This is a genomic window from Nocardioides sp. DN36 (genome assembly GCF_055380375.1).
On record NZ_AP043822.1, the window covers coordinates 123,068 to 144,552 of the forward strand.

Below are 21,485 nucleotides of genomic sequence, written 5' to 3' on the forward strand. Positions count from 1 at the left end.
CGGGCGCAGTCATCGGCGAATGGACGCGACACGCTGCTCGTCGCTGTAGAGGCCAGCCATTGCAAGGGCGAGGCTGCTGCAGCGAGCCCGGCTCAGGGACTAGTCGTGTTCGTCGTCGGCGCCCCGTCGACGGAACGTACGGTCCTCGAGCCTGCTGGAGGCCTTGTCCTTCGCCAGCCGTGCCCGGTCGAGAGTCTGTTCTCCGCGGCGCCTCGCGGCATGCACTCCCGCGGCGCCGGTCTCCAGCGCACGATCTCTGACCTCCGCGGCTGCGCCGCCCCATCTCCTCGCCGAAACCGCTTCGCGCCCCGACTCAATCCCGAGCGGCGCATGCAAGCCGGCGACGGCGCTCGCGACCTTCTCGGTCGACGCGACGACCGCTGGCGACTTGGTCGGATGCAGCAGCACCTTGGTGTTGGCGGCCCCTGCAGCGGCATCTAGCCGCGCCATCAACCGCTCCGTGCAGCGAGAGATCGTGTCCAACCGCTTCTGCCGTGCAGCCTTCAAGCCCAGGCGATGTCCGTCCAGATCATCCGGTGCTACGTCTAGCACCCGATCGAGTTCGAGCACGGCAATCGCGTCCTGTAGCTGGAAGCATCTGGCCAGCACCGCCAACCAACCCTGTGCCTTGGACTCAGCCTGCTTGGCTTCCTTCGCGAGGTCGCTGATCTTCGTCGTGCGCTCCAACTTCTCGGCCAACGCGTCTAGCTGGCGCAGGGCGTACGCCTGGGTACGCCCGATCGTGGCCGACGAGTCTTGAACCTTCGACCAGGTGACCTCGTTGACCCGGCCTCCGTGCTCGCGAAGGGTCATCGCCTCGTCGATATCGAAGCCCACGCCGATCATGTCCGCCCACACGGCGTCCTCCTGAGCGCGGAGCACGTCATCGAGCTTGGCGTCGATCGTCGCGAGGTAGTCGGTGATCTCCTCCATGGTCTGCTGCATCGCAAGCTGCGCCATGATGCCCGCGGTGCCGGCCAGCACCGACGGGTTGGTGAGCAGCGATCCCGGCGTCTTCACCACCTCCAGGAATCCCTTGCTCCTGCCGTTCTGGGTCAAGACGGCACGGCTCACACCGGGGCTCGACCCCTTCATCAGCCGGTACTTCTTCATCGCCTGCGCGGACTTCTCAGTCAGCTTCACCCAGCGACCCGAGTTGGCGGCGATCTCTGACCCCGCCTGTGCAGCCGCGGCACCGGTTCCGAGCACGGAGCGGAGGCGGGGCAACTCGAGATCCTTCGAGGCCAGCCCCTCAGACACGAGGAACCGCTCGACCGCTACCGGGTCCCCGATGACGGCGAGACCATCACCGTCACTGATCAACTCGATCTCGTTGTTCACCATCGCCTCCTGACCCTGGGGCACGGAACGCCCCGAGCCTCGCGAAGGATGGGCTTACCCCCCCGACAGATGCTATTCACAGCCCTGCGGAGGTGTCCGGATAACGCCGGCGCCTCGGCGCTGGCGGTGATCGACACGGCGCGTCGCTAGGCGTTGCGCTCGGCGAGCCACGGGTCGTCGAGCGGGTCGACGTCCTCCTGGCCCACCATCTCAAGCTCTCCGCCGGGTCCCATCCGGTACTGCCTGGGTCCGCCACCTCGCAGTCGATCCTTCAGCGCGAACAGCGCCAGCGCTGCGTCGAGGTGACGGGCAGCAGCAGGGCTGCCCTTGCCCGCCTCGGCGCCCGCGGTGATGAACTCACGCAGCACCTGGTTCCACGCGCTGATCACCCGATCCTCGCCGCCGGTCTCCCGGAAGAGCCTGACCACCCGATCCAGAGCACCCCGCTCGAAGCTCACCTGCTCACCCGCCGGCGCATCGCGGTCGACGTGCGCCCCACTCGCCGCGCTCCGCAGTGCCTCCTCGACAGCCGCCCGACTCGTCACGTGCACCTCCCGATCGTCCGGCGACCCACACTAACCTCGGCTCTGGTGACGCGCTCCGGCTCGCAGACTCCACGAGTCTGAAGCGGGTCCGGCCCGTCTCCGGACGGCCCCAACAATCCCGTGGGCCTGCGGAGTCGGCCTCACGTACCCTGCCCGCGTGGCCTTCTGGCAGCACAGCCCCGCCGACGTTGACGACCGTCTGGTCGAGCTCGCGCACCTGTTCGTTGACTGCCGGGCAGCGTTCTTCGAAACAGCCGACCGCTTTCACTGGAGCCCCGAGCTCGGCTCCGTCGCTGCGCGCGCAGCCGCCGAACTCCCCTCCCCCGACCCAGCGATCGCCGATCCGCGCGGCGAGACCGGTCACCGGCTGATCGCCGAAGTCGCCCAGACCTACCTACTGACCGCGAGCGGCCACCTCGGCGGCCTCGCGAGCCTCTACGCGAGCGGCGAGGTCTTCTTCCCGCCGGCAGCACTCATCCGGGCGACGATCGAGAACTGCGCCCACGCGATGTGGGTGCTCGGCGACGACCCCACGGAGCCGTCCGAGAACCGGCTCGCCCGCGCCTACCTCGAGGAGCTCCTCAGCGCCGAGCAGGCCAAGATGAACGCTGGCCGGCTGGGCGCGAAGAGCGGTCCCATCCACATGCAGGCCAACGACGACTACAAGACCCTGAAGCGCCAGATCCTCGCCCGCTTCCCCAGCGCCGACACGGCAACGCTCGGAAAGTGGACGCTGCAGGACCAGACTCTGCTCGGGCCAGAGGCCACCGTCGCCTGGATGTACGCACTCGCACAGAAGGCGGGAGGATCGAGCGTCGGCGACCGCGCTGCGCTTGGGATCTACGGATTCCTGTCGAACATGACGCATCCGACCCTCTACCCCGCCCGGCAGCTGCGCGCATGGACCGACGACCCCGCCGCCGGACATCCTGTCGCCTACCTGAAACTCGACCTCGACTTCCTGGAACGCCAAGCCTCAGCGGCAGTGATGGCGTTCTACAACGCTCTGTCCTACGTGACCTCCTACTTCGGCTGGCCACGATCGGTGCACGACGACCTGACTGAGAAGATCGACCGAGCGATGCCGACGTTCTTCTCGTGACGCTGTTCCCCGCTTAGTGAGGCCCGCTGCGTGCCACGATGCACCCGTGGGTTTGTTCAAGCGCAGCGAGACCGTACGGGCCAAGAAGATCGGTGCTCACGCCCGGTACGTCGACGAGGACGTCCAACGGGTCGACCTCAAGATCACCAGCACCGACGGCGAGGCCACCACCGTCGATCTCAGCCTCGACCAGACCCGGCAACTCGTCATCGATCTGACCAATGCCTACGGCGCATGCCGGCCATCGCTGCTGGACCAGAAGCAGATCGACCGGATCACGTCCTTCTTCGGGATGCGCTGATGAGCCGCCACGAGTACGACGAGGAGGCCAGCGAGGCGTGGCACACGGACGTCGTGCACGAAGTGTCGGACGACGGTCCCGTGCCCGTGTCGAGGTGGGTCGATGCCATGCGGCGCCTCAACGCGATCAACGACCCTCTGGCCCGCAAGCTCATCGCCCTGCACCGCGACTGCGGGTCCGGCTCCGGAGTGTGTGACGTCGGCGCCGACGACCACGACCCGGTGACGTACCGTCGGAACTGGGGATGCGAGACGACCGAGGTGATCGCCGACCACTTCGGCGTCGACTACCCCAGCGGTTCGTGACCGCAGCGATGGACGTCAGCACCGATCCACGCACCCGTGAAGCGTGGGACTCCGCCACGCGGGCTGCGTCTCTCGCACTGCCTACCTCGCGGGTGTGGCGCCGCCTGCTGGCCGAGCTCGACGCGAACGAGCTCGTGCTCTACCTCGACGTCTTTACCGACGGCTCCCGGGACGTGTTCGTCGCCGTCACCTCCGGACGCCTGCTGTCGTGGACCGTGCTGAGCGATCGGTTTCGCAGGATGGTCCGCCACAGCGTCCAGGTCACCGAGCACACCCGGACAGTGAAAGGCGTACTACGTCTGTCCGACGGCAGCTCCTCAACGCCTCTGCGCCTGGTCGGCCGGCCCGAGCAACGCACGGCCCTGCTCAAAGCACTGCGGCTGCCCGCAGACGCCCGACCGGTCCGCGCCGTCGTCCTCGACCTGAGCACCTCACCCAAGACCAAGGCCGCGTACGAAGCCAGTCCCCTGCCGCCACCAGCGACGGGACCAGTCGCAGACGCCGTCCTCGGCTCACTCGGGTCCGCCAAAGCGCAGTGCCTGGTCCAAGCCACTCAGCTCAGCCTTCATCCATCGCTGCCCGGCGGCGAGGTCGTCGTCGTCGGCACCGGAACGAAGATCACTTTCATCGCAGTCGGGGCCGATGCGAAGTCCCGACCGACCATGGCCGTCGGTCGGGGGTCGCTGGGCTGGGACCTGCGCGGCACCGAGCTCACCTTGTTCCACGACCAGCCAGCCCGCTCCACTGTCGCCCGGCTCCGCGGCGAACCTCGCGCCCTCCAGGCCGTCGTCGACCTCGTCCACCGGTGGGCAGAGCTCGATGCCGTCGTCGAAGGCCAACGAGCCAGCCAACAGCGGGCGCGCCGCGTCACCGCCGCCGACGGATCCCCCGCCGTCCCGGTGGTTCGACGAACCGGGTTCCTGGGGCGCAAGCGGGCCGCGCCGATCGGCAGCTGGCAACAGGCCGAGGCCGCAGCCTGCGCGTGGCTGCGGCATATGGGCTTCAACGACGCCCAGGTGACCCCCACCGGCAAGGACGCCGGCGTCGACGTCATCGCCCGCAAGGTCCTCGCCCAGGTCAAATGGGAGGCCACGCCGGTCGGGCGGCCCAAACTGCAGCAGCTCCACGGCGCGGCGGCCCACGCACGCAAGAAGGGAGCGTTCTTCTCCCGGTCCGGCTACACCGCCGATGCCAGGGCCTGGGCAGAGACGGCGGGGATAGCCGCGTTCGTCCTGCTCGACGACGGCTCGCTGGCGCCGACTACCTCAGCCGCGAAGAAGATGATGCGCTGATGGCACCGCGAGTCGTCGCCGTCGACGTCGGGTCCGTACGGAGCAACTTCGCCTGGGCAGCCCTCGATCTACCCGGCCGACGCCCGGTCGGCGAGGGCGGCACCCACCCCGAGGGCGCGGCCCTCGCGGTTCTCGAGGCGATCAACGCGGGAGCGCCGGTCGCTCTCGGATTCGAGGCTCCGCTGATGGTCCCGGTCAGCCCGGTCGGATCCGTCGACGGCTGGAGGACGCTGGGACAGGCCCGCCAGGGTGAGACCGTCGAGGGTCGCTCCAGACCGTGGTCCGCCGGCGCGGGCAGCGGCGCACTGGCCACCGGACTGGTGCAGATGGCGTGGGTGCTTGAACGGGTCGCCTCGGCGCAGCCGACACTACGATGCACGACCCGGCCGGAGCCGTGGCTGGCCGGCGACGCAGAGCTTTTCGTGTGGGAGGCGTTCGTGTCCGGGGCCGGTAAGCCCGTGCCAGCGGGGATCACTCAGCACGCAGCGGACGCGGCCGCCGCGGCCGACACCTTTGCCGACCGCATGGAGGAAGGCACTTTGAGCGCCTCCGACGTTGTGTGCGCACCATCGTCGTCATTCAACCTCGCGGCCGCGGCCGCGGCGTACGCCGGTCTGGCGATCGCCAGCTGTGAGCTGCGCGACCAGGTCCAGGTCTACCGCACCCGGCCCGCTCTGCTGTAGATCACAGCCCGCCCGGCGTGCTGCGCCGTCAAGGGCACGAGGGAGCCGTGGCCGGTGCCGCGGCGATGCCGACCACGATGTCGTGACCTAGCAGGGGGTCGACGGCGACATGAAGACCGAGGTCGGTGATCCTGCCGTCCCGCGGGTGCCAGTCGCGGTCTTCTCGGGTGCGGCCCAGCAGCGGGTCGAGGGCGTCGATCGTGGGCTTCCAGAGAGTCAGCCAGTTGCGCTTTGGACCGACGACGAACGCCAGCTGCAATTGCACGGGGCCGTCAGGGATCGCCGCTGCGTCGACAACCGCGGAGCGGACCTGCTCCTTGTAGGCCGTCGTGGTGGCCGAGGCGGTGGTGCGGACCGTGTAGGTGCTGGGTCCGGTGGTCTCATGTGCCGGTGCGACGAGGACGCGCGAGGTGTCGGCGTGCCGCTTGGTGCACCACACCGTCACCAGGTCCTCGTCCCGTAGCCGGGTGGCCAGCGGGAAGGCGTAGTTGTCCAGGTCAGCCATGTCGACCAAGTCGCGCCCTGTCGGCAGGCCGACCTCAAGCAGCAGCGCCCACGGGCCGTCGGGCGTCCGGTGGGGCGTCACCAGCTGTGCAGTGTCCTCGAGGTACTCGCGGAGCCGCACCTGGTCGGGGTCGGTCGACTTGTTCCAGCTGGCCAGCAGCGGCGCCTTCCGGAGCACTACGCCCTCTCCCTGGGGCCGGCGGTACCACCGCGGTTCGATCACGGTCGCTGCACCGCGCCCGTCTCGTCCACCCACCAGACCTCGATCTGCGCCGCGGCGAGCGATCCGGCCGTCTCGGCATGCAGGTCGCGGTAACGCGGGAAGTCCGGCAGAGCGATGACGCTGCCCCAGCCCGGCTCCTTGCCACGGAGTCGCATCGCGGCCAGCACAGCCTGGGAGTACCAGTGGCCCGCCTGGGTGCTCGGGCTCGTCCGCTTGGCCTCTCCTGCGCGCGCGGGGTCGGCATAGTTGCGGCTGGGGAACCCCTTGACCTCGACGCCGACCGTCCTGCCGTCGCGGGACGCGATCACGTCGATGCCGTGCTCCTTCGTGGCGGTGTTGGCCACCGACAGGATGCGCCACCCGTCCCCAGCCAGCGCGGTCACCAGCGCGGCCTGAACGTTGGCCTCGGTGTGCCACTCGCCCGTCGATGCTTCTGCCTCCACCAGGTCCTGCGGACGTGGTCGAGCGACCTGCGCAGCCGTCGGCGGCGGAGGTGTCGGGATCGGGTTCCGCCGTTCGACCTGACCGGAGATCTCGTAGCCGAGCGCTGCGAGGTGGCGGCGGGCTGTGTTGGACATGAACTCCGAACGTGGGATGCCAGTGGCCACCTCGAACGCCTGGATGACCGGGAACCAGGCGCCGTTGACCCGCACGGCGTGCTTTCGGATCGCATCAGGCGCCACGTCGGCAAGCCGTGCCCCGACGTCCTCACGGGACAGCTCATAGCGTTGGCCGTTGAGCGTGAACCGGATCGACTCGCGGCCCTGACTTTCCATGGCGAGAAGGTACGGCACCCGGCCGACACACGTTGCCGTCTCGCGCTCCTCCGCCGGCGGCGGGTCGGGTGTCGGCCCACGGCTCTACGCTCTCGGCCGTGCTCACGATGACGGCCGCCGTCCAGGAAGTCCCTCCTGACCACCGCGGCGGCTACGAGCTGGACACCGACTATCTTTCGGCAACTGCAGAGACCTACGACGATGCCCTCGGGCAGATTCGCGAGCGACTGCAGCCGGGTTGGCGCATCTTGTGGCTCCGAGTCGACCGCTGAGCGTCGATCCTCAACTGGAGACGTCCAGGCGCAGCCGGCGGTAGCGCGTCAGGTGGCGCCAGCGGCCGTACTCGAACGCCGTGTCCGCCTCGACCTCGACGATCACCGTGGGGACCACACGAGTGATCGCGACCGGCTCGCGGCTGAACCGGCCCAGTTGACGGGTGCTGAGCTCGGCCGGCCATGGGTGGTCATCGGTGCTGACGAGGACCGCGGCGAGCTCGGCCGACTCTCCGGAGCTGAGCGGATGGGTGGCGCCGGCCACGCGCAACGTGCCGGTGTCGTCACGGAGGCCGAGGATCAGCCGAATCGGTTGGTCGACGTGGCCGATCACCGCCCCGACCGTGGCCTCCCGGGTGTTGCGGATGCGGAACTTCACCCATCCCCGCTGCCCAGGCTGGTAGCGCTGGTTCGCTCCCTTGGCGATCAGACCCTCCACGCCCACGTCGGCGGCGGCGTACTCCTCGAGCCAGCGCTGTGCCTCGGCGGGGTCCGCGGTCTGCGGCGTGAGCTGCAGTGGCGGCCGCCACGAGACCGCCAACTGCTCAAGCGCCGCCCGGCGCTCGCGCAACGGTCTGGCCCGCATGTCGACGCCGTCTGCGACCAGCAGGTCGAAGGCCAGAAGCGAGGATGGCGGCAGGTTCGCCGGCGGCCGCCGGTGGCCGCGGTAGGCCAGCCGTGGGGCCAGGGCGCCGAAGTCGAGCCGCCCATCCCGCCACACGACGAGTTCGACGTCAATCACCGTGCCCGGCTCCAGTTGCTCGTGGGCCGCCTGGACGATCTCGGGAAACCCTGCTGTCAGGGCTGCTCCGTTCCGTGACCAGACCTGGCACCCGGCGCTGGTGCGCTCGAGGACAGCCCGGTATCCGTCCCATTTCGGCTCCCACCTCGTACCGCCGGGCATGCTCGCCCCCGCCGGCAGCTTGGCTGCGGGCTTGGCGAGCATCGGCTCCCAGCGGGTCGCCATTCATTCAGCGTACGAACTGAGCGCACTCATCCCCCACCTTGCGTGGGCGACGCCTCCACACCCGCCGTGGGAAGCGCGTGCTCTGCGCCACGCGCTACGCCCGCTGCTGCGGTGGACTCGTCCCGACTCGACGAGGGCGACTACTCTGCGGATATGTCGAACATACGTTCGACCGCGCGGGGAATGGCGGTCGAGACGACCGCCTCGTTCCCCAACCCTGCCCAGGACTACTTCGAGGGCCAGATCTCTCTGGACCGTCACCTGGTGCGCCGGCCGGCCTCGACCTTTGTGCTGCGAGTCAGCTCGGACGCGCTGGCCAGCATGGGCATCCGGGCCGGCGACGAGCTCCTGGTCGACCGTGCCCTCTCCCCCGCGCCCGGACGCGTTCTTGTGGTCCTCCTCGACCACGAGCGCCGTCTCGGCCGCTTCGACGTCATCGACGGAATCGCCGTCCTGGTCACCGACCTCGAGCAGGTCCCGCTCACTGCCGACGTCGAACCCTGGGGGGTCGCCACCGTGCTGCTGCATCACCTCCCACTCGGCCCCGCCGGGGAACGCGAGCGCCGCACCGCCGCGAGGTAGCCGATGACTCGCTGCACCTGGGGCACTGCCAACGCCTCCCCACCACTCGCACTGGTCGACGTCCGCTCGATGTTCGTCTCCGTCGAGCGCGTCCTCGACCCGTCACTGCGCGAGCGCGCCGTCATCGTGCTGTCCAACAACGACGGCTGCGCAGTGGCCAGGTCCGACGAGGCCAAGGCCCTAGGAGTGCAGATGGGCGACCCGTGGTTCCAGCTCCGCGACAAGCCCCATCTGGCCGCCCTGGTCGCCAAGTCGAGCAACTACGAAGAGTACGGCGCGTTCTCCAGCAGGTTCCACGAGACCGTCGCCACCATCTCGGCCACGACCGAGACCTACTCTGTCGACGAAGCTTTCGTCGGCCTCCCCCGTACCGACCCGGCCGTGGCCGCCGAGACGCTCCAGGCCCGAATACGCCAATGGACCGGCCTACCCACCGCAGCCGGCATCGGGCCGACCAAGACCCTCGCCAAGGTTGCCCAGCGGCACGCCAAGGCCATCGGGCGGCCGCTCGTCGACCTCACCGCCTGGCCGCCCTGCGACGTTGGAGATCTCCTCGCCAACACCCCCGTCTCGGAGGTGTGGGGCATTGGGTCGCGCCTCACCGCCGGCCTCGCCGGTCTCGGCATCCACACCGCGGCCGACCTCGCCACCGCTGACGCCGGCGTCCTACGACGCCGCTGGTCGGTCGTCCTCGAGCGCACCGCGCGCGAACTCGCCGGCGTGCCATGCATGCCCGTCGGGTTCACCCCTAAGAACCGCCAGCAGCTGATGTACTCCCGCATGCTCGGCGCCACGGTGAGCACCTCGGCTGAGATGCGGAGCGTGCTGGCGCAGTACGCAGCCGCGGCCGCCCGACGCCTACGCGCCCACGGCCTCGACACCGCCCTCATGCAGGTCTGGATCAGCAGCAGCCGATTCCGCGACGACGTCGCCCACCACACCGCCGCGGTCGCCTTCGACCCTCCGACCAGCGACCCGCTCAGGCTCATCACGAGCGCCCGCGCGGTGCTGCCAAAGATGCGGGAGAACTGGCCCTACAACCGCGCCGGGATCTTGCTCACCGGCCTCTCCCCTGCCGGCGCCGCCCCACAGCTATGGCCCGGCGAAACGCCGTCTCGGCTCCGGCTCGCAGCCGCCGTCGACGAGCTCGCCGCCCGATACGGCCGCAGTGCCCTCGGCTGGGGTCCCAGCGGGCTACGGGACCGCCAGCGATGGGACATGCGCCGCGAGCGGCTCTCCCCCGCCGGCACCACCAACTGGGCCCAACTCCTCACCGTCCGATGATCCGCGCCGCTCAAACGAGCCACATGAACACTTCGCCGGCAACGCTCCAGGCGGTCATCGTCTGGCCACGGCTCGTGTCAGGTTTCCCAGCCGCTAGGCGACTCCAGATGCGCGAACGGTCGCTGTCCATCGGCTGCATCCTCCTCAGCCCGGCGCATGACCTTCTGGATGACGCCCTTGGTGACACCAAGCAGCCGCGCGATCGTCAACAGTGACATCTGCGGGTGGGTTCGCAGGTAGACCACGGTCGCGGTCCGCAGTGCCGCATTGGTCTGAGTGAGTTGCGCCAGGTGATCGTGAAGGACGCTCGTCAGCTGCGCGACGCCCTCCGGGCCTCCGTACCGCGCCGACCAGCCGGGCGCGGCCTCCGCAGCGGCCGTGAGGAACCCGGCGGGGTCGCCAAGCACCTCCGTCACCACCTCGGCTGACGCGGCGGTCACATCGGCAGGCTGCATGCCGCCGACTGTAACGATCTCAGGACTCACCGCACGGCTCGGTCATCCATGGCTCGATCCCTTGCTTGATGGCCGGCCGGCTGCTCGAGGAGCCGAAGCCGATCTCGGTGAAGTGGGGATCGCCGTCCTCCCGTCGCTGGTCGAGCACTCGATGCGGTACTCCGACTCCGGTCTGAGTTGGTCATCGCGTCTGCGCCCACGACCGGACGGCGCCGGTCGAGGACGCCGGCCGGCAGAAATCCGCTCGCGTCGAGGTGTCAGTGGCCGGCGGCAACGCCGGCCGCTCCTGAGTAACGGCTCCGGCGTCGTCCTCGGTCACATCCGCGATGGCACACGTCGGGCACAGGTGCTCGGTCGCGGTCATCTCCCATCCGGCCTCGAGGGCGGCCCGGTCGGCGTGCGTCGGCGTCCACCAGCCCGTTCCCTCCGGTGCTCCCAGGCCACAGCGGTCGCACAGGACGACGTAGTGCGCGGTCTCTCGGTAGCACATCAGCCGTGCCCCCCATCGGCGTGCGTGTCGTTGACCCAGGAGCCGTTCGAGGCCAGTCGGACCATCGCGTGGTACTCGCACATGCGTACGCCGTGCTCGGCGTGGCGATCGCACCCGGGGAAGTCACAGGCAGCGCCGAGGTGCTTCTGCTCCCGCCTCCACGTGGCACGGGCCTCGGCGGTGTTGACCTGGTGCGCCGGCGTTGTGCTGCTGGAGAGCTTCTGGACACTCATCACGCTGCCACCTCCTCGTTGTGCAGGACTGCACGGAGCCGATTGCTGATCCACCAGCCGACCGGAGGTGAGACGGCGTTGCCGTAGCCGTCGACCCTGTCGCGGGCCGACCCCCATACCTGGAACGTGCCCTCGTAGCCGGCGAAGTCCACGTCGAAGCCACAGCCGCGGCCGATCTCGTGGTCGTACATCATTCGGAAGTAGCAGTCCTCGAGCGCGAGGTCGGCCAGCGCGTCGCGCCACTCAGCGGTCAGGATCGCGGTGGTGTCGCGTGAGGTGAGCGTCCCGAATGGATCGGTGACCGGGTGCGGCGCGGTCTCGGTGCCGGTCGACCCGTTCTGCTTGTACCAGCCGGAGAACAGCAGAGCCTGAGTCGGCTCGGCGGTGAGCGCACCCAGCGGGTCAGAGACCGGGTGTGCCCGGTACTTCGCCTCGAGGATCGACCCGTTGTTCTTGATCGTGCCCGCCGCGGTGAGCAGGCCGGGGATCTGGTCAGCCGTGACCGTCGGCATGGCCTCGCTGTGCGAGGTGGGTGTGGTGTGCCGGCGGTATGGCATCACCCCGGCCGAGAGCAAGCCCATCGTCTCGGACCCGCCCTGGGTGGGCAGGGGCTCGTCCACGCCGCGCGGTACCCCTTGGTAGTTGTCGATCGCCATCGCGACTGGCGGCGTGATCAGGCCGGTGCCGTTCGTCGAGGTCTGCGACGGCAGACGCTGGGAGAAGTCGCGGCTGCGGCACTGCGAACCGGGCCACTCAAAGGTGTTGCCGGCGGCGGCCATCAGCGCTCCGGTCGAGAGGACCGCGGTCTCCTGCTGGCTGGTCTGGGTGGCCATCGGCTGCCAGGGCTGCCGCTCGGAACCCCGCTGCGACTTCGCGGGCATCAAGACCGCGGGGAACTCGGCGAACCGCTGGCGGCAACGCTCGGCCCTCGCCATCGTCGCGGCCGCGAGCGGCTTGTCCCGATCGCCGATCCGAGTACCCAGGTTCGACAGGTCGAGCGCGTCGAGCGAGGGTGTGAACGGCGGGATGACCTCGCGATAGCACGAGGGGCACCGGTAGTTGTACTGCTTGCCGTACCGGACCGAGCCGGTGGGCGGGACGCCGGTCTTCCACGACCACACGGCTTCGACGACGTTCTGGCAGTGGTCGCACCAGGACTCCGGACGGTGCTCAAGATCTGGGGTGGGCAACTTCTTGTCCCAGAACACCCAGTAGCCGCGATCCCTGGACTGGCCGACCCCGAAGAACATCGAGTTCAGGTAGAGGACCTTGTGGTTGTAGCCGAGCAGATCGAACTGCTTGAGCCACCAGCGGTAGGTCGACCCGTCGCCAATCTTCCGCTTCCCTGGGACGAGCTGACCCCACGAGGCAAGCTCGGTGGTGCACTCCACGAGGATCAGCCGCGGATGGTGCATGGCGGCGTAGTGCAGGACGCAGTTAGCGGTGGCTCGGTCGCGCTCGGAGCGGGTGACCCGTGCTTCATAGTCCGGGTCCTCGAGGTCGAACAGCGACAGCCCCTGCTCGTAAGCCCTCTTCGTGTTCGCGGGCGAGTGGTTGACGCAGCTGACGCCAGCGGCGAGGAGATCCCCAGCGGGTAGCTCCCGCACGGAGTGATAGGCGGGCGAGTCGGTGTCGACGAGGTCAGCGATCCAGTGCTCGGTCGTGGGGTGATTGGCCTCGTGGACCTTGACCTTGTACTCGTTGTGGTTCGCCGCGGTGATCACGTCGAAGCCTGCGTGGGCGATGCCCTGGGTGAGGCCGCCGAAGCCGGAGAACAGGTCGACGGCGACGAGGGTGTCGTGCCTGAACCGCCGCTGCTGCAGCGCCGGCCGCCACTGCGCCGTAGCCATCGACGTCATGCCGCACCCCCGGTCGCGCTCGCGGCCCGGTTCATCGCCGTCCAGTACGGCGCGGAGTCGGGTTCAGGTGCTCCGTGCCGACACGTGCAGCGCTGCGCACACATCGGCAGGACTCGGTTCGCACAGTCCCCGGGACCATGCCCAGGTTCTGCACACGCCTCGCAGCTGCTCATCTGGCGACCTCCAACACCTAACGGATGCGGCTCTCATGGGGGGTATACCCCGGGTCTACCGTATACCCCGGGTATACCCCGTGTAAACCCTGCACCCCGCACCGCCTGCAATCAGCGACACGACGCCCACATCCCGGCACCGCGGCCGCGCGCCGCCTCCTCGAGCTCGACGTAGGCGGCGTGGCGACTGACCGGCGCAGAGCTGTCGCGCGCGGTGGCCGCGCCGGCGCGGATCTGAGCGGCTCCGACGTCACGACCGAAGGCCTGCACGTACCGAAGCCATCGGCCGTAGGCGTCGACGTCGTCCTGCGTGGGATCGCTCACGAGCGTCACCCGAGTGCCAGCCGGCACCAGCTTCTTGAGGTGCCGGGTGGCCGCGAACCCGTAGCACTCCCCAGGCTTGCCGGGATGCGGGATCTCGGGAGCGCTGATCCCGAGGAACCGCACTCGGACGTTACGACCGTCCTCCGTGGTCACCTGGACGGTGTCGCCGTCGAGGACGTACGCCACCACACCGGCGGTGCGCTGCCCGGGGCCGTCCGAGCGGCCCGGGGTGGCGTCGAGCAGCTCGCCGCCGAAGGCGAAGCCGCCGACGACCGCCCGGACACCGGTGACGACGACCAGGGCGACGATCGCCAGGGACAGCAGCCGGACGGGCTTGCTCGCGATCATCGGCTCACTCCCGATCGCGGAGAAGCAATCCGGGTCCCCGGACTCAGCTCGTCTCGACTCTGCGGCTGCGGGTTGGGCGGGAACAGGCCTGGACGGGGTGCGGCCGCGCCGCAGCTCTCGTCCGGGTCTCCTAGCGCCGTGGCGCGACCCGCCGTCTGTCTCAAGAGCTCGCCGGCCGGAGCCGCCGCGAGGGGCTGGCCGAGCTGCTGATCGTCGAGGAGCTCGAGGAGGTCGCCGGCCTCCTCGACCGATTTGGCGCGGAGGGCCTGGTCGTGCAGCCCGAGGCGCTCGGACTCGAGCGCCGTCTTCTGCTGCTCCCACGCTGGCAGCACGCCACTGGCCTCGAACTCTTCGTGCTCGCGCACGTACGCCTGCTGGCGAGGCGTAAGCGGCTCGCCGGGGATGATCGGACCGCATCCGACCGCGGCCGCACTGGCCGTGAACCGCGGGTAGGCCGACTGGTGGGCTCGCCACCTCGCCCGGAACTCGATCAGCTCATCGCGGACGTCGGCGGGCACCTCCCGGGCAATCTCCTCGATCTGCGACCAGGGGATCACCTCGCGTGGGTTGCGCCAAGACTCGTCGACGCCGAACCCCAGCCCGCCGTGTGTCCCGACAATCCGCTCCCCCGTGTCCTGGTCGCGGTGGTGACTGCAAGCCCAGCCACCGTCACGGACATGGGCCACCTCGGCGGGCTCGAGGAGGATCGAGGTGAGAGCCCAGCCCGACCACGACCTCAGGAGTTCGAGTTGGCGCCGACGACCCGGCACGACCATCGGCGGAGCTGGCATCACGCCACCTCGGCCGCGGCACCCTCAGCAGCGGTGCCACGGCTGACCGTGCCGCCCTCGTCCCCGACACCGCCGTCACCCTCACCGTCGTCGGTGTCGAGCTGTCGCAGCCGACGGATCGTCGCCTGGTCCAGCCCGGTCAGCTGCACGACGTCCTTGACCGCGAGCCGCTCCGCGAGGAGCCGCTCGATGGCGGCCGCGGCCGCCACTTCGGCATCCACGACCGCCTGCTCGGCCTGAGCCCGCTCCTCCCAGGTGACCTCGACGTCAACCGACGCCTCGTCGATGCGCCGCTCCCGGGCCAACTGGTCCGGGTCCAGCTTCAGCCGGCGCTCCCGTGCCGCCTTCAGCCGAGCATCGCGCGCTCGATCTCGACCCGCCTGTGCCTGTGCCGCCTTCCCCACCGGGGATCACCTCTTCCTTGCTCCGGAACGTCACGGCAACCCACCGCGACCCTTCACAAGCAAGAAGCAACCTCGACCGATTCGGATCGGACACCTCACACCCACCGAATTTCCAGCCGCCGAAATCCGCCCAACTCACACGACTTTCCAACCCCTCACCACCCTCGCACCCCATGCACTGTCGGAAATCGGTGCCGGGCAGGTGTCCGAAACCGGCTCACGGCGGTTGCTTATCCGTGGCGTGATGGGTGTGCACAAGCTGACCGCGGGCGACGGGTACACGTACCTGACCCGCCAGGTCGCCGTGCACGACGCGACCGACCGCGGGCATGCCGGACTGGCCGACTACTACGCCGAGAAGGGCGAGTCGCCGGGGCGCTGGTTCGGCGCTGGGCTCGCTGCGCTCGACCTCGAGCAGGGCTCGCAGGTCACCGAGACCCACATGCGGAACCTGTTCGGCGAGGGCCGCCACCCCGGCGCGGAGCGGCTGGAGAACGCGGCACTGGACGCCGGAAAGAGTGTCGAGCAGGCCAAGAAGTCATCCCAGCTCGGCCGCGTATTCGCCCGATACCTGGGCAACCAGCCGGAGTTCATCCAAGAGACCGCGAAGCGGTACATCGCCTACAACCTCGCCCACGGCGAGCACTGGAAGACCCCCGTGCCTGCCGAGGTACGCGCCAAGATCCGCACCGAACTGGGCAACGAGCACTTCCTCCGCGAGCACGGCCGGGCCCCTATCGACGACCGTGAACGCGGCGCATTCATGGCCAAGGCCACCCGCCAGCAGACCACCGCGGTTGCCGGGTACGACCTCACCTTCGCCCCGGTGAAGTCCGTCTCGACCCTATGGGCACTGGCCGATCGCGACGTCGCCAAGGAGATCGAGGCCGCCCACCACGCTGCTGTCGAAGCCACGCTGAAGTGGCTGGAAAAGGAGGTGCTGTTCACGCGCCGCGGCCGCGGCGGCCTCCAGCAGGTCAAGGCCAAGGGCCTGATCGCGGGCATGTTCACCCACCGCGACGCACGCTCCTCCGACCCGCACCTGCACACCCACGTCGCGGTCAGCAACAAGGTCCAGGACGAGACCGGCCGCTGGCTCGCGGTCGACGGACGCGTCCTCTACAAGGCCAACGTCACCCTCGCCGAGATGTACAACACCCTCATCGAATCCGAGCTCATCGCCCGACTGGGAGTGAGATTCGAGAACCGTCGCAGTGGGTTGAACAAGGGCGTCGACAAGCGCCCCGTGCGCGAGATCGTCGGCGTCGACGAGCGGCTAGCCAAGTCATGGTCCAAGCGGCACAGCGCGATCGAGGCGCGGCGCCGCGAGCTGGCGGCCGCGTTCCAGGCCGAACACGGGCGCCCGCCGACCGAAGGCGAGGCGGTGACCCTCGCCGAGAAGGCCTGGGACCAAACGCGGCAGGCCAAGCATGCGCCCCGCGCCGAGGCCGACCAGCGGGCAGCGTGGCTGGCCGAGGCCGCCGCGATCATCGGCAGCGAGCAGGCGGTCCGAGACATGGTCGAGGACTGCCTCGGGCACCGGCCAGACGCCCAGGACGTGACCGACCAGTGGGTCGCCGAGACCGCCCAACAGGTCGTCGCGCGGGTCGCGGAGGACCGCGCGACCTGGCAGGTCTGGCACCTGCGCGCCGAAGCGCAGCGCCAGGCCCGCGCCCACGGCATCCGGCTGACCGAACTCGACGACGCGGTCGACCGAGTCGTGGCCACCGCTATACGTGAACACTCCATCGCCTTCAACGACCCCGACCCACTCACCCGCGAGACCACTGCGGCCGAGCAGGACGTGACCATCCCCGCGCCCTTGCAGCGCACCGACCGCCCGGCCGAGGGTGGTGTCGACGCCGAGGAAGTCGTCAGCGCCTACAGCCTCGCCGGCGCCCGCCAATACACCTCCCGGGCCGTGATCGAGGCCGAACGGCGCATCGTCGAGTCCGCTCGCCACACCGGCGGCCGCACGATCAGCGAGGTCCGCGTCGGCATCGCGATCGCCGAGGCTGCCGCCAACGAACTCCAGCTGAACGCCGCCCAGCAGTCGCTGGTCCGCGAGATGGCGACCAGTGGCCGCGCCGTCCAACTCGCGCTCGCCCCGGCAGGAACCGGCAAGACCACCGCCATGCAGGTCCTCACCCGCGCCTGGCAGGACTCCGGCGGAACCGTCATCGGTCTCGCCCCATCCGCGGTCGCGGCACAAGAGCTCGGCGCCTCCATCAACCTCGAGAACCCCGACACCAACACCGCTGGCACGTCCAAGAACCTGCTCAATGGGCCATGGCGCCCGGGCCGGAAGAAGGTCCGCGCCGACACCCTGGCCAAGCTCGTGTGGCACGCCAAGCACGGCGACGCGCCAGCCTGGATGGAGAAGATCAACTCCAAGACCCTCGTCCTGATCGACGAGGCCGGCATGGCCGCCACCACCGACCTCGCTGCAGCGATCGACTACATCACCTCCCGCGGCGGCCAGGTCCGCCTCGTTGGCGACGACCGGCAGCTCGCCTCAGTCGCCGCCGGAGGCGTGCTGCGCGACATCGCCCACCAGATCGGCGCCGTCACACTCAGCGAGGTTCACCGCTTCCGCAACCCCGACGGCAGCCTCAACCACGCCGAGGCAGCCGCCACCCTCGCCCTGCGCGACGGCGACCCGTCGGCCATCGCGTTCTACGCAGACCGCGGACGAATCCACGTCGGGGACCTCGGCGCCTGCGCCGACCAGGCCTACGCCGCGTGGGCCGCCGACCGCGCCGACGGCACCGACTCCGTCCTGATCGCACCCACCCGCGACCTCGTCGCCGAGCTCAACACCCGCGCCCGCAACGACCGCCTCGCAGGACAGCCGGACAAGGAAATCGGCCGCGTCCTGACACTGGCCGACGGCACCAAGGTCTCCGCCGGTGACCGGATCATCACCCGCGAGAACGACCGCCGGCTGCGGATCAGCCGCACCAATTGGGTCAAGAACGGCGACCGCTGGCACGTCAAGAACGTCAACACCGACGGCTCCCTGACCGTGATCCACGACAAGCTCGGCAAGACCATCACCCTGCCCGCGGACTACGTCTCCAAGACCGTCCAGCTCGGCTACGCCACCACCGTCCACGGCGCCCAGGGCATCACCACCGGCACCTGCCACGTCGTGCTCACCGGCGACGAGGACCGCAACCTCCTCTACGTCGCGCTCTCGCGGGGCAAGTTCGCCAACCACCTCTACCTCAACGTCGCCTCCGACGGCGACCCGCACAACCTCATCCGGCCCGAGGCTCTGATCCCACCGACCGCACTCGACCGCATCACCGAGATGCTGCGCCGCGACGGCTCGCCGGTGTCTGCGACCACTGCACTGCGCGACCAAACCAACCCCCACCAGCTGCTCGGCGACATGGCCGCCCGCTACCACGACGCGGTCACCGCCGGAGCCGAGAACCTCATCGGCCCGGTCGGCATGGACAAGATCGACGCCCACGCCGAAGCACTCCTGACCGGACTCACCGAAGCCCCCGCATGGCCCACGCTGCGCTCCCACCTCGCACTCATCGCGCTCGACGACCACAGCCCGCTAAAGCTGCTCACCGCAGCCGTCGGCGTCGGGTCGCTGGCCGACGCGCGCGACCCCGCCGCCGTGCTCGATGCCCGGATCGACGATCTCGTCGCCGACCTCAACGCGGCAAGACCGCACGACCCCGACACGCCCCCGGCCACCGACGCGCCGCTGCCGTGGCTGCCCGGCATCCCCGCCCGGCTCGCCGACGCACACGACTGGGGCCCATTCGCCGGCGCCTACCACCAGCTCGTTCGTGAACAGATCGACGCCGTCCGCGACGCCGCCCGCAACTGGACCGGCGCCACCGCGCCGGCCTGGGCACAACCCTTCCTCGAGGACGAGGACACCGAACTACGCGCCGACCTCGCCGTGTGGCGAGCCGTGGCCGGCACCGACGACAACGACCTGCGCCCCACCGGCGACCGCACCATCGGCGCGCCCGGCGCCTACCAGGCGAAACTCAACCGGGCTGTACGCGAAGCCCGGCCGAGCTACCCGTTCTCCCAGCGCACCTGGTACCAGGTGCTGCCCGAGACCGTCCGCGCGGACCCGTGGATCACCCCACTGTGCCAGCGGCTCGCACGCCTCGAGCGCGCCGGTCTGCCCGTCACCGATTACATCAAGCAGGCACTCGCCACCGACCCCTCCCTGCCCGGCGGTCAGAAGGGCTTCGACACGGACGCCGCGGCAGCACGGCCCCTGCCTGATGAGCACCAGGCCGCGGCCCTGTGGTGGCGCCTGGTTCCTCACCTCGGCCCCGCCGCGCTCGGTGCCGACCAGCACTCCGCAGACCTGCTCCAGCCCACCTGGCGCACCGTGCTGACCGAACTCGTCGGCGCCACCAAGGCCGACTATCTCCAGAAGGCGCCCGCCTGGCCCGCCCTCGTGGCCGCGGTCGACGAAGCCTGCCAGCACCACGGCTGGACGCCTCGCGAGATCCTCTCCAGCGCGCTCGGCGGGGTTCCCCAGGACGGGTCGCTCACCGGTGTTGAGGTCGCCGACGCGCTCGTGCTGCGCATCGCCATGCTCACCGACCAGCCGACCGCATCGCCCGCCCCTCTCGACGAGAACGCGCCGTACCGCGACGCCGACATACCCCCGGACCCGGACCTGCTCCCGCCAGAGGACGCCGACGAGTTCATGGCCGCGTTCTACCGCGACCAGCCCGACGACACGAACGTCGCCCTCAGCCACTCCCCCATCCCCGACGACGGAGCCAGCCTCCCGTCCGAGCCCGCCGAGTGGGATCCGCCTTTCGAGGAGTACGACCCGACGTCGTACGCCGACCCGACCACCCCATACCCGTACGTCGAGGACCCCTACGCGACCCCGCTGCCCTGGGAGCAGGACGCCCGCCCAACCACGGCGGAGAACGCCTTCCCAGACCCGAACCAGATCCCCGCCGAACGGATCCACGAGCTCAACAAGCAGGCACTGGCCTACTTCGAATCCTGCTACCCGCGGTCGTGGGCACCGGGCTACCTGCGCGAGCGCCTAGGGACCGACCTCACGGATTACCCCGCCTACTCAGTCGGGTACGCCCCCGGCGGCGGTCGCAGCCTGTTGCGCCACCTCACCGACCAGGGCGCAACGCTCGACGAGCTCGAACAGGCCGGCCTGATCTCCAAGCGGGAACGCAACGACGGCACAAGCTACTACCGCGACTTCTTCCGCGACCGCCTCGTCATGCCCATCCGCGATCCGCACGACCCCACAGGAGAAGCGATCCTAGGCTTCGTCGGCCGCCGCAACCCCACCAAGACCGACGACGACTACGCCGGGCCGAAGTACCTCAACACCCGAACCACCCCCATCTTCACCAAGGGCGAGGCGCTGTTCGGGTACACCGAAGCCCGCGAACTCCTCGCCGGCGGGGCGCTCCCGGTCATCGTCGAAGGCCCCATGGACGCCCTCGCCATCACCCTGGGTAGCAACGGCGCTGCCGTCGGCATCGCCCCCATGGGAACCGCGCTCACCGTCAACCAAATCAAGCTCCTGCGCTCCCACATCGACCTCGTCAACGGTCGCGACCGCATCGCCGTGGCCACCGACTCCGACCCCGCCGGCTGGAATTCCGCGCAGAAGGCGTTCTGGCACCTCACCGCCGCCGACCTCGACCCCACGCATCTCGACCTGCCCGACGGACTGGACCCGGCCAACCTCCTCGAGACCCAGGGCGCCGACGCGATCGCCGCAGCGATCGAGAACCGATCCCCGCTCGGCGACGCGATGATCGACCACCTACTCCGCACCGCAGGCCACTGGTCCGACACCGACGTCCGACAGAAGCTCATCCACCAGACCGCCCGAATCCTCGGCTCCCGCGGCGCCGAGAACTGGCTAACCGGCTTCGAACGACTCCGCGTCAAGCTTCACCTCGCGCCCGGCATCCTCGAGCACCAGACCGTCACCGAGAGCATGGACCGCGACCGCAACCGTCCGGCGTACGCCCAGGCCCGCATCGAGGAGATCAACGACGAGGTCCGCAAGCAAACCGCGAGGAACGATCCCGGGTCGCGTCGGCGCGCCGCCGAGCGGCGGCTCGCCACCAGCGCCGCCACCACTCGCCCCGACCCCACGAGACAGCCCTCCGCGGGGCCCGATCCGGGCGGCCCGGCACGATGACGCCTGCATCGCTCAGAATCGCTCTGAGCGAAACCCCAGCCGCCCAAGCG

Annotated in this window: 20 protein-coding genes; 9 read left to right on the forward strand and 11 right to left on the reverse strand. The window is 69.7% G+C overall.

The window, feature by feature from the left end; genetic code table 11:
• Positions 1-99: 99 nt before the first annotated feature.
• Positions 100-1,341: a hypothetical protein gene (locus ACZ43H_RS00575; protein WP_459985916.1), complete on the reverse strand. Its 1,242-nt coding sequence runs from the start codon at positions 1,339-1,341 to the stop codon at positions 100-102.
• Between the two features lie 146 nt (positions 1,342-1,487).
• On the reverse strand, positions 1,488-1,886 hold the full coding sequence (locus ACZ43H_RS00580; RefSeq protein ID WP_459985915.1) for a hypothetical protein: 399 nt from the start codon (positions 1,884-1,886) through the stop codon (positions 1,488-1,490).
• A 157-nt stretch (positions 1,887-2,043) separates the two neighbouring features.
• On the opposite strand from ACZ43H_RS00580, the gene ACZ43H_RS00585 reads away from it, so the two are divergent.
• The 5 genes from ACZ43H_RS00585 to ACZ43H_RS00605 are packed head-to-tail and all read left to right on the forward strand — an operon-like array spanning position 2,044 to position 5,569.
• Positions 2,044-2,988 carry a hypothetical protein gene (locus tag ACZ43H_RS00585; RefSeq protein ID WP_459985914.1) on the forward strand — a complete coding sequence of 315 codons (945 nt, stop codon included), beginning with the start codon at positions 2,044-2,046 and terminating at the stop codon, positions 2,986-2,988.
• A gap of 46 nt (positions 2,989-3,034) precedes the next feature.
• Positions 3,035-3,289 carry a hypothetical protein gene (locus tag ACZ43H_RS00590; RefSeq protein ID WP_459985913.1) on the forward strand — a complete coding sequence of 85 codons (255 nt, stop codon included), beginning with the start codon at positions 3,035-3,037 and terminating at the stop codon, positions 3,287-3,289.
• A complete protein-coding gene (locus tag ACZ43H_RS00595) occupies positions 3,289-3,594 on the forward strand; it encodes a hypothetical protein (RefSeq protein ID WP_459985912.1) in 306 nt (101 codons plus the stop codon). The genes ACZ43H_RS00590 and ACZ43H_RS00595 overlap by 1 nt, the downstream gene beginning before the upstream one ends.
• Positions 3,591-4,886, forward strand: a complete 1,296-nt coding sequence (locus ACZ43H_RS00600; protein ID WP_459985910.1) for a restriction endonuclease — start codon at positions 3,591-3,593, stop codon at positions 4,884-4,886. Before ACZ43H_RS00595 ends, ACZ43H_RS00600 begins: the two co-directional genes overlap by 4 nt.
• Positions 4,886-5,569, forward strand: a complete 684-nt coding sequence (locus tag ACZ43H_RS00605; protein WP_459985909.1) for a hypothetical protein — start codon at positions 4,886-4,888, stop codon at positions 5,567-5,569. Before ACZ43H_RS00600 ends, ACZ43H_RS00605 begins: the two co-directional genes overlap by 1 nt.
• 28 nt (positions 5,570-5,597) lie before the next feature.
• Here the strand turns inward: ACZ43H_RS00605 and ACZ43H_RS00610 are convergent, their stop codons facing one another.
• Both ACZ43H_RS00610 and ACZ43H_RS00615 read right to left on the reverse strand, forming a co-directional pair.
• Complete coding sequence (locus tag ACZ43H_RS00610; protein ID WP_459985908.1) at positions 5,598-6,251, reverse strand: hypothetical protein; 654 nt, start codon at positions 6,249-6,251, stop codon at positions 5,598-5,600.
• Positions 6,252-6,292: 41 nt separating this feature from the next.
• Positions 6,293-7,072: a hypothetical protein gene (locus tag ACZ43H_RS00615; RefSeq protein WP_459985907.1), complete on the reverse strand. Its 780-nt coding sequence runs from the start codon at positions 7,070-7,072 to the stop codon at positions 6,293-6,295.
• A 98-nt stretch (positions 7,073-7,170) separates the two neighbouring features.
• Between ACZ43H_RS00615 and ACZ43H_RS00620 the strand changes: the two genes are divergently transcribed.
• A complete protein-coding gene (locus tag ACZ43H_RS00620) occupies positions 7,171-7,344 on the forward strand; it encodes a hypothetical protein (protein WP_459985906.1) in 174 nt (57 codons plus the stop codon).
• Between the two features lie 10 nt (positions 7,345-7,354).
• Here ACZ43H_RS00620 and ACZ43H_RS00625 read toward each other — a convergent pair whose 3' ends face one another.
• The gene (locus tag ACZ43H_RS00625) at positions 7,355-8,290 is read right to left on the reverse strand and encodes an ATP-dependent DNA ligase (RefSeq protein WP_464583031.1); all 936 of its coding nucleotides are present in this window, start codon (positions 8,288-8,290) and stop codon (positions 7,355-7,357) included.
• A gap of 174 nt (positions 8,291-8,464) precedes the next feature.
• Between ACZ43H_RS00625 and ACZ43H_RS00630 the strand changes: the two genes are divergently transcribed.
• Together ACZ43H_RS00630 and ACZ43H_RS00635 are read left to right on the forward strand one after the other, a co-directional pair.
• Positions 8,465-8,893, forward strand: a complete 429-nt coding sequence (locus ACZ43H_RS00630; protein WP_459985903.1) for a LexA family protein — start codon at positions 8,465-8,467, stop codon at positions 8,891-8,893.
• Positions 8,894-8,896: 3 nt separating this feature from the next.
• A complete protein-coding gene (locus ACZ43H_RS00635) occupies positions 8,897-10,177 on the forward strand; it encodes a Y-family DNA polymerase (protein ID WP_459985902.1) in 1,281 nt (426 codons plus the stop codon).
• A 77-nt stretch (positions 10,178-10,254) separates the two neighbouring features.
• Here the strand turns inward: ACZ43H_RS00635 and ACZ43H_RS00640 are convergent, their stop codons facing one another.
• From ACZ43H_RS00640 to ACZ43H_RS00665, 6 genes are all read right to left on the reverse strand, one after another.
• On the reverse strand, positions 10,255-10,632 hold the full coding sequence (locus ACZ43H_RS00640; RefSeq protein ID WP_459985901.1) for a hypothetical protein: 378 nt from the start codon (positions 10,630-10,632) through the stop codon (positions 10,255-10,257).
• Between the two features lie 489 nt (positions 10,633-11,121).
• Entirely contained in the window at positions 11,122-11,355 is a 234-nt protein-coding gene (locus ACZ43H_RS00645; RefSeq protein WP_459985899.1) for a hypothetical protein, read from the reverse strand.
• Complete coding sequence (locus ACZ43H_RS00650) at positions 11,355-13,205, reverse strand: DNA cytosine methyltransferase (RefSeq protein ID WP_464583125.1); 1,851 nt, start codon at positions 13,203-13,205, stop codon at positions 11,355-11,357. Before ACZ43H_RS00650 ends, ACZ43H_RS00645 begins: the two co-directional genes overlap by 1 nt.
• Positions 13,206-13,498: 293 nt before the next feature.
• The gene (locus tag ACZ43H_RS00655) at positions 13,499-14,059 is read right to left on the reverse strand and encodes a thermonuclease family protein (RefSeq protein ID WP_011776883.1); all 561 of its coding nucleotides are present in this window, start codon (positions 14,057-14,059) and stop codon (positions 13,499-13,501) included.
• Positions 14,056-14,835: a hypothetical protein gene (locus ACZ43H_RS00660; RefSeq protein ID WP_464583034.1), complete on the reverse strand. Its 780-nt coding sequence runs from the start codon at positions 14,833-14,835 to the stop codon at positions 14,056-14,058. Before ACZ43H_RS00660 ends, ACZ43H_RS00655 begins: the two co-directional genes overlap by 4 nt.
• 14 nt (positions 14,836-14,849) lie before the next feature.
• The gene (locus tag ACZ43H_RS00665; protein WP_043806911.1) at positions 14,850-15,254 is read right to left on the reverse strand and encodes a hypothetical protein; all 405 of its coding nucleotides are present in this window, start codon (positions 15,252-15,254) and stop codon (positions 14,850-14,852) included.
• A gap of 244 nt (positions 15,255-15,498) precedes the next feature.
• Between ACZ43H_RS00665 and mobF the strand changes: the two genes are divergently transcribed.
• Positions 15,499-21,435, forward strand: a complete 5,937-nt coding sequence (gene mobF, locus ACZ43H_RS00670; RefSeq protein ID WP_043807044.1) for a MobF family relaxase — start codon at positions 15,499-15,501, stop codon at positions 21,433-21,435.
• The last annotated feature ends 50 nt before the right edge of the window (positions 21,436-21,485 follow it).

Excerpts from the sequence above, each read along its gene's own strand:
- ACZ43H_RS00595 (WP_459985912.1), top strand. The coding sequence starts at position 3,289 with ATGAGCCGCCACGAGTACGACGAGGAGGCCAGCGAGGCGTGGCACACG.
- ACZ43H_RS00605 (WP_459985909.1), top strand. The coding sequence starts at position 4,886 with ATGGCACCGCGAGTCGTCGCCGTCGACGTCGGGTCCGTACGGAGCAAC.
- ACZ43H_RS00615 (WP_459985907.1), bottom strand. The coding sequence starts at position 7,072 with ATGGAAAGTCAGGGCCGCGAGTCGATCCGGTTCACGCTCAACGGCCAA.
- ACZ43H_RS00625 (WP_464583031.1), bottom strand. The coding sequence starts at position 8,290 with ATGCTCGCCAAGCCCGCAGCCAAGCTGCCGGCGGGGGCGAGCATGCCC.
- ACZ43H_RS00630 (WP_459985903.1), top strand. The coding sequence starts at position 8,465 with ATGTCGAACATACGTTCGACCGCGCGGGGAATGGCGGTCGAGACGACC.
- ACZ43H_RS00635 (WP_459985902.1), top strand. The coding sequence starts at position 8,897 with ATGACTCGCTGCACCTGGGGCACTGCCAACGCCTCCCCACCACTCGCA.
- ACZ43H_RS00640 (WP_459985901.1), bottom strand. The coding sequence starts at position 10,632 with ATGCAGCCTGCCGATGTGACCGCCGCGTCAGCCGAGGTGGTGACGGAG.
- ACZ43H_RS00645 (WP_459985899.1), bottom strand. The coding sequence starts at position 11,355 with ATGAGTGTCCAGAAGCTCTCCAGCAGCACAACGCCGGCGCACCAGGTC.
- ACZ43H_RS00650 (WP_464583125.1), bottom strand. The coding sequence starts at position 13,205 with ATGGCTACGGCGCAGTGGCGGCCGGCGCTGCAGCAGCGGCGGTTCAGG.
- ACZ43H_RS00655 (WP_011776883.1), bottom strand. The coding sequence starts at position 14,059 with ATGATCGCGAGCAAGCCCGTCCGGCTGCTGTCCCTGGCGATCGTCGCC.
- ACZ43H_RS00660 (WP_464583034.1), bottom strand. The coding sequence starts at position 14,835 with ATGGTCGTGCCGGGTCGTCGGCGCCAACTCGAACTCCTGAGGTCGTGG.
- mobF (WP_043807044.1), top strand. The coding sequence starts at position 15,499 with ATGGGTGTGCACAAGCTGACCGCGGGCGACGGGTACACGTACCTGACC.